The sequence below is a fragment of the Chromobacterium sinusclupearum genome, assembly GCF_002902845.1.
Classification (GTDB): domain Bacteria; phylum Pseudomonadota; class Gammaproteobacteria; order Burkholderiales; family Chromobacteriaceae; genus Chromobacterium; species Chromobacterium sinusclupearum.
Map to the genome: position 1 here is coordinate 75983 of NZ_PPTF01000001.1, position 6321 is coordinate 82303.

5 protein-coding genes, 1 tRNA gene and 1 pseudogene are annotated in these 6321 nt (G+C 60.0%); 6 read left to right on the top strand and 1 reads right to left on the bottom strand.

What is annotated here, in order from left to right:
* The first annotated feature begins 27 nt into the window (after nucleotides 1-27).
* The 6 genes from C2134_RS00365 to C2134_RS00390 all read left to right on the top strand — a co-directional run bounded on the left by C2134_RS00365 (nucleotide 28) and on the right by C2134_RS00390 (nucleotide 5740).
* Entirely contained in the window at nucleotides 28-822 is a 795-nt protein-coding gene (locus tag C2134_RS00365; protein ID WP_103316594.1) for a thiazole synthase, read from the top strand.
* Between the two features lie 161 nt (nucleotides 823-983).
* Complete coding sequence (gene rpsU / locus C2134_RS00370) at nucleotides 984-1196, top strand: 30S ribosomal protein S21 (protein ID WP_043578765.1); 213 nt, start codon at nucleotides 984-986, stop codon at nucleotides 1194-1196.
* 111 nt (nucleotides 1197-1307) lie between these two features.
* Nucleotides 1308-1754: a GatB/YqeY domain-containing protein gene (locus C2134_RS00375; protein WP_103316580.1), complete on the top strand. Its 447-nt coding sequence runs from the start codon at nucleotides 1308-1310 to the stop codon at nucleotides 1752-1754.
* Between the two features lie 22 nt (nucleotides 1755-1776).
* Complete coding sequence (gene dnaG / locus C2134_RS00380; protein WP_071109148.1) at nucleotides 1777-3576, top strand: DNA primase; 1800 nt, start codon at nucleotides 1777-1779, stop codon at nucleotides 3574-3576.
* Nucleotides 3577-3653: 77 nt separating this feature from the next.
* Entirely contained in the window at nucleotides 3654-5579 is a 1926-nt protein-coding gene (gene rpoD, locus C2134_RS00385) for an RNA polymerase sigma factor RpoD (RefSeq protein ID WP_103316582.1), read from the top strand.
* An 82-nt stretch (nucleotides 5580-5661) separates the two neighbouring features.
* A tRNA-Ile gene (locus C2134_RS00390) sits at nucleotides 5662-5740 on the top strand.
* A gap of 373 nt (nucleotides 5741-6113) precedes the next feature.
* On the opposite strand, the pseudogene C2134_RS00395 reads toward C2134_RS00390, so the two are convergent.
* Nucleotides 6114-6321: pseudogene (locus C2134_RS00395) on the bottom strand (IS5/IS1182 family transposase); the annotation flags it as partial.

The window sequence follows — 6321 nt, forward strand, 5'->3', positions numbered from 1 at the left end:
TTAACCAATAGAAGAAGAGGTGTGCAGGTGAGCGATCAACTGGTGATAGCGGGCAGGGTGTTCCATTCCCGTTTGCTGGTGGGGACCGGCAAATACAGCAGTTTCGAGCAGACAGCCGAAGCGCTGGAGGCCTCTGGCGCGGAAATCATCACGGCGGCGATCCGCCGGGTGAATCTGGGCCAGAACCCTAACGAGCCGAATTTGCTGGACTTTTTGCCGCAAAGCCGGTATAACCTGCTGCCCAACACGGCGGGCTGCTACTCCGCCGAGGATGCGATCCGCACGCTGCGCCTGGCGCGCGAGCTGTTGGACGACCACCGCTTCGTGAAGCTGGAAGTGCTGGGCGACCCCAATAATCTGTATCCCAACGTCAAGGAAACGCTGAAGGCCGCGGAAGTCTTGGTGGCCGAAGGTTTCGACGTGTTGGTCTATACCTCGGATGATCCCATAGTCGCGCGCGAGCTGGAGCAAATCGGTTGCTGCGCGATCATGCCGCTGGCCAGCCTGATCGGCTCCGGCATGGGCATTCTGAATCCGTGGAATCTGCAATTGATTATCGAGCAGTCCAAGGTTCCGGTGATTGTGGATGCCGGCGTCGGCACCGCGTCCGACGCGGCGATCGCGATGGAGCTGGGCTGCGATGGCGTGCTGATGAATACCGCGATTGCCGTCGCGCGCAATCCGGTTCAAATGGCGCACGCGATGAAACTGGCCGTGGAAGCTGGCCGCGCCGCCTATCTGGCCGGCCGGATGCCGAAGCGTTTTTATAGTGCAACGCCAAGTTCTCCTAGTGAGGGGGTGATTTCTTCCGTCAAGCCGTGACGTTTTTTCGGCCTGAGTGCCCGCTATTTGCAGCGCAAAACGCCACAACCAGGCGTGACGAAGCCTTTTAGACTTTTATAATCGCAGCAACATTGCTAAAATGCTGTTTTTACAGGCAGAGGCCTTGGCCCTGCCCTAAAGAAATCAAGGACCCTTAAGTAATGCCGAATATTCGCGTTAAAGAGAACGAACCGTTCGAAGTAGCTCTGCGTCGCTTCAAGCGCGCTGTGGAAAAGACTGGTCTGCTGACCGAACTGCGCGCCCGCGAGTTCTACGAGAAGCCGACCACCGAGCGCAAGCGCAAGCACGCTGCCGCGGTTAAGCGCCACTACAAGCGCATCCGCAGCCAAATGCTGCCGCCGAAACTCTACTAAGAGTTTCCCTGGCACCAAGCAGGACCGCAGGCCATGCCTGCGGTTTTGCCATTTGTACTCCCGCATTTCCCATGCTGCCCATCGCAGCGCCGCATCTCAAGTGAGCACGACATGAGCCTCAAAGTTCGCATCACCGACGACATGAAGTCCGCCATGAAAGCCAAGGAGGCCGACAAGCTGGCGGCGATCCGCCTGTTGCTGGCCGCCATCAAGCAGAAAGAAGTGGACGAGCGTATCGAACTGGACGACGCCGGCATCACCGCCGTCATCGACAAGATGATCAAGCAGCGTCGTGACTCCATCTCCCAGTACCAGGCCGCGCAGCGCCAGGATCTGGTGGACAAGGAACAGGCCGAGATGGACGTGCTGATGGCTTACATGCCGCAACAACTGAGCCAGGCCGAGATCGAAGCCTTGATCGCCAAGGCCGTGGCCGATACCGGCGCCGGCGGCATGCAGGACATGGGCAAGGTGATGGGCGCGTTGCGCCCGCAACTGGCCGGCCGCGCCGACATGGCGCAGGTTTCGGCGCTGATCAAGGCCAAGCTGAGCGCGTGACCTACGCATCAGGTGGCAGGATTTGATTCCGCAGGATTTCATCGATCAACTGCTGTCCCGCGTCGACATCGTCGACGTGGTGGATCGCTACGTCCCCTTGAAAAAGGGCGGCCAGAACTATCTGGCCTGTTGCCCCTTTCACAAGGAAAAGTCGCCCTCATTTACCGTTAGCCCCAGCAAGCAGTTTTACCACTGCTTCGGCTGCGGCGCGCATGGCTCGGCCATCGGTTTCGTTATGGAGTATCAGGGCATAGGTTTTATCGATGCCGTGAAACTGCTGGCCGAAGGCATCGGCATGCAGGTGCCCAACGAGCGCAGCGTCAATCCGGAAGCCAGCCGCAAGGCGCGCGAGAAGCAGGTTTCGCTGGAGCAGCTGATGCAGCAGGCCAGCGATTTCTACCGCCGCGAGCTGAAGGGCGCGGCCAATGCCGTCGCCTATTGCAAGGGGCGGGGGCTGTCCGGCGAGATTGCCGCGCGCTTCGGCCTCGGCTACGCGCCGGATGGCTGGCAGAACCTGGAAGCCGCCGTCCAGAACTATCAGGACGAGAAGCTGGTGGAAGCCGGCCTGGTGATCGTCGCCGAGGATAGCGGCCGTCGCTACGACCGCTTCCGCGACCGGCTGATGTTCCCTATCCGCAATCAGCGCGGCGCCATCGTCGGCTTCGGCGGGCGGGTGCTGGGCAAGGGCGAGCCGAAATACCTGAACTCGCCGGAAACGCCGCTGTTCGAAAAGGGCCGTGAGCTTTACGGCCTGTACGAGGCGCGGCAGGCGATCCGGGATAAAAACCGGGTGCTGGTGGTCGAAGGTTATATGGACGTGGTGGCGCTGGCGCAATACGGCATAAGCTACGCGGTCGCCACGCTGGGCACCGCCACCACCGGCGAGCATGTGCGCAAGTTGCTCAAGCATGCCGATCAAGTCTACTTCTGCTTCGACGGCGATGCCGCGGGGCAGAAGGCGGCGTGGCGGGCGCTGGAGAACAGCTTGCCGCAGCTGGTGGACGGCAAGTCGCTGAATTTTCTGTTCCTGCCGACCGAGCACGATCCAGACAGCTATGTCCGCGAATTCGGCGCCGATGCGTTTGAGGAATTGTTGACCCAGCACAGCCTGCCGCTATCGGTGTATTTCACCCGCGAGCTGTGCCGAGGCGTCAATCTCGCGACGCCGGAGGGCCAGGCGGAGCTGATCCGCGTGGCCACGCCGCTGCTGGCGCAGATCGTCGCGCCGGCTTTCGGCTACATGATACGCAAGCGCTTGGCCGAGATGGCCGGCGTCGATGTCGATGAGCTGGACATGCTCACCGGCGCCAAGGCCAAGCCGCAGCGCGAGCGCGGCGGCCGCGGCGGCGGCAAGCGCGAGTACCGGCTGCCGGCGGAGTCGCAGCGTCCGTTGAACGCCACCATGGTCAAGAAACTGATCAAGTGGCTGTTGATGAACCCGGAATGGGCGGCCGATGTCCAATTGCCGGACAGCCTGGCGCTGTCCGACGAGTTGGCCTGCTTCGCCATGCTGGCCGAGCGCGTGCTGGAGCATGGCGAATCGCCGAATACGGCGCAATTGATTGAAGGCCTGCGCGGCACGCCGTACGAAGGTTTGATCGACAGCGTGCTGCAGCAGGCGATGCAGGATCCGGACGAGTTCTCGGACCCCGGCGCCGACGACCGCCAGCTGTTCCAGGATGGCAACGCCAGATTGTTGAAAATGCTGCATGCGGAGCAGCTGGAACGGCTAAAACAGAAGGACCGGCACGAAGGTTTGACGCCAGAGGAGAAGGTCTTGATGGGCCAGTTGTTGCGGGAAATGTTCTCGCCGCCGAGTTAACAGGCTCGGCGGAAAAGTTCAGGTAGTTGTGTTATAATCAACTGTTTTTTTCGGCTTTTTTTCAAGCAGGAAGCGAAATGGCGGCCTCTCCCGAAAACCAGAAAGATGTGCAGGACAGCCCACAGGAAGTGATGAGCCTGGAAGAGCAGCGGAAACGCTTGCGCCAGCTGATCGCGCTGGGCAAAGAGCGTGGGTATTTGACCTACGCCGAAATCAACGACCACCTGCCGGAAGACGTATCCGACGCCGAGCAGATCGAAAACATCGTGACGATGATTTCCGGTCTGGGCATTCAGGTATATGAAGAAGCGCCGGACGCCGAAACCTTGCTGATGTCCGACGCCACCCCGTCGGTGGCGGACGAGGATGCCGTGGAAGAGGCCGAAGCGGCCCTGTCCTCGGTGGATTCCGAATTCGGCCGCACCACCGACCCGGTGCGCATGTACATGCGCGAGATGGGCTCGGTGGAGCTGTTGACCCGCGAAGGCGAAATCGAGATCGCCAAGCGGATCGAGGACGGCCTCAAGTACATGATCCAGGCCATCTCCGCCTGCCCCGGCACCATCGCCGAGGTGCTGGAGCTGATGGAGCGCGTGGCGCGCGATGAAATCCGCGTCGACGAAGTGGTGGACGGCTTTATCGACCTCAACGCCCCGACCGAGGCTGACGCTCAGTTCGCCGAGCCGGAAGCCGTGGACGAGCTGCTGGAAGAGGAAGAGGAAGAGGACGAGGACGCCGAGGAAGTCGACGCCGACGCCGATGCCGCGGCCAATCTGGAAGAGCTGAAGCAGGAAGCGCTGGAGCACTTCGCCGGCGTGCGCCTCTTGTTCGACAAGATGGTCAAGGCGCTGAACGCCAAGGGTCCGCAGAGCAAGGAATACCTGGAACTGCAAGACGCGATCACCACCGAATTCATGCTGGTGCGTTTCGCTACCCGTCAGGTGGAAAGCCTCTGTGAGTCGCTGCGCGGCCGCGTCAATGAAATCCGCACTTACGAGCGCGACATCCAGGACATCTGCGTCAGCCGCGTGCGCATGGACCGCGCCCACTTCATCAAGGTGTTCCCGGGCAACGAGACCAACCTGGATTGGGTGGAAAACGAGATTGCCTCCGGCAAGGCCTGGAGCGAGGCGCTGACCCGCTTCAAGCACGCCATCATCGAGAAGCAGACCCGCCTGTCCGATCTGCAGGACAAGGCGATGCTGTCGATCAAGGCCCTGAAGGAAATCAACCGCCAGATGTCGGCGGGCGAATCCAAGGCGCGCCGCGCCAAGAAGGAAATGATCGAGGCCAACCTGCGCCTGGTGATCTCCATCGCCAAGAAGTACACCAACCGCGGTCTGCAGTTCTTGGATCTGATCCAGGAAGGCAACATCGGCCTGATGAAGGCGGTGGACAAGTTCGAATACCGCCGCGGCTACAAGTTCTCGACCTACGCCACCTGGTGGATTCGCCAGGCGATCACCCGCTCCATCGCGGACCAGGCGCGCACCATCCGCATTCCGGTGCACATGATCGAGACCATCAACAAGATGAACCGCATCTCGCGGCAGATTCTGCAGGAAAGCGGCCGCGAGCCGGATCCGGCGGAACTGGCCGAGAAGATGGAAATGCCGGAAGAGAAGATCCGCAAGATCATGAAGATTTCCAAGGAGCCCATCTCCATGGAAACCCCGATCGGCGACGACGACGATTCCCATCTCGGCGACTTCATCGAGGACCAGAACAACCTGGCTCCGTCCGACGCGGCGATGTACTCCAGCCTGAAGGATGCGACCAAGGAGGTGCTGGACACCCTGACGCCGCGCGAGGCGAAAGTCCTGCGCATGCGTTTCGGCATCGACATGAACACCGACCACACGCTGGAAGAAGTGGGCAAGCAGTTCGACGTGACCCGCGAGCGTATTCGTCAGATCGAGGCCAAGGCGCTGCGCAAGCTGCGTCATCCGACTCGCTCCGAGCGTCTGCGCAGCTTCCTGGACAACGAACCGGGCGGCCAGTAAGCGTTTGGCGTAAATCTTGCAAAATCCCCAGGCCAAGGCTTGGGGATTTTTATTTTCCACGTTATAATCGCTCTCTCTTTCAGGGCCTCTAGCTCATGCTTGGTTAGAGCAGCGGACTCATAATCCGTTGGTGCCGAGTTCGACTCTCGGGGGGCCCACCAGATAAAACAACGACTTACAGCAACCGCTGTAAGTCGTTTTTCTTTGTGCTTGTTGAGTTGTAGGGCTACTGTAGGGCGCTGAAGGGGTTCTCGCTCCTACTTTGGGTCCTGATGACAGAGCCTGACTTGAGATGCGTCGATCTGATGTGTGGTGCGGATGGTAAAATTAGTACAAGGATGGCGGTGTGTACAGCCAGAGTGCGCATGCCCCGCTGTTCTTGTCGTTCCTAAAATACCACATGTCACTGGCGGGGCGTCAGCCTTGCCTATCGAATGCTGATCAATAATGAAATTCATTTCCATTTTTCAACTTCTTGACGGCTCTGTTGCACAAATCCCAGGCAGGACGAGTTTCCCCTTTCCCCAAACAGATTTACGCCACAGTCACCGTACAAGGGCGGCCCAGCATGCTGAAGCGGTTCAAGATAGCAGCGCGTACTTGCAGCTCTGCCACTTGACCATCGAAACGCCGGGCCGTCACCCTTTCACCCAACCGTTTGAAGCAATGTATCTTGGCTTCCACCAGGCTGCGGCGATAGTAGCCGCTCCAACGTTTCCAGATCGCCCTGCCTAGTCGCTTG